A 1,058-nucleotide genomic window follows, 5' to 3' on the forward strand; every position below is an offset into this window, starting at 1 on the left:
TGTGCAAAACATCAAACCCCATATCTCCAGGGCGAACCTTACCTAAAATAGCATTCAAGTTCGCACCATCGTAATAAAGCAAACCACCTGCTTCATGCACCGTTTTCGAAATCGCTTCGATTTGACGTTCAAACACTCCACAAGTCGATGGGTTGGTCATCATGATCCCTGCGGTTTGAGGACCCACAGCTTCTTTCAAGGCATCAAGATCGACATCACCGTCCGGTAGTACAGGAATCTCACGAACCTTGTAACCACACATAACCGCTGTCGCAGGGTTAGTACCATGCGCCGCTTCAGGAACGATAATTTCCTGACGAGCTGTATCGCCACGTGCATCATGATACGCCTTGATCATCGCAACACCCGCAAACTCGCCCTGCGCTCCCGCCATTGGTGTTAACGAAACGCCTGCCATGCCGGTTACTTCTTTAAGAATCTCTTGCAACTCGTAAATGCAAGAAAGATAGCCTTGGCTGTGCGATTGAGGCGCTAAAGGGTGACGAGCCAGATGCCCCGGCAAACTTGCAGCTTTATGTGCACCGCGAGGATTGTATTTCATCGTACAGGAGCCTAAAGGATAGAACTGCGTATCGATGGAAAAGTTTTTACGCGATAGATTCGTAAAATGACGAACAACTTGCAGTTCAGATGCCTCAGGTAATTTAGCCGCATCTTTACGACGAAATTCTGCAGGAATGCCAGAAAGCTCAGCCTTATTACTTGGCGCTTGAGCGGTCGCTCGACGACCCGGAGAACTCTTTTCAAAAATCAACATTACACAGCCTCCGTTTCTAATAGTGCCTGTTGCATGGCATCGCGATATTTATCTAAATCTGTTTGTGTCTTTGTTTCTGTCGCGCAGAACAAAATAGCGTTGCCAAGCTCTGGGTAATAAGGCGCGAGATCAATCCCACCTAACACTTGCTGGTTCGCCATCGCTGCAAGTACTTGCTCTGCAGACTTATCAAGCAATGCAACACGCTCATGAAAGCTAGCTATTTGCTTAGCCAATGTAACGCCATCTAACTGCTCAATACTTTGAGCCAAACTTTGTG

At 47.4% G+C, this 1,058-nt stretch carries 1 protein-coding gene and 1 pseudogene; both read right to left on the bottom strand.

The window, feature by feature from the left end; all coding sequences use genetic code 11:
* Positions 1-778 (bottom strand): aminotransferase class V-fold PLP-dependent enzyme (locus A3762_RS18130; protein ID WP_156493570.1); only part of this gene is annotated, 778 nt, incomplete at its 3' end.
* Positions 778-1,058 (bottom strand): annotated as a pseudogene (locus A3762_RS27770) (glycine dehydrogenase); the annotation flags it as partial. The pseudogene A3762_RS27770 and the gene A3762_RS18130, both read right to left, overlap by 1 nt.

The sequence above is a fragment of the Oleiphilus sp. HI0125 genome (assembly GCF_001635355.1).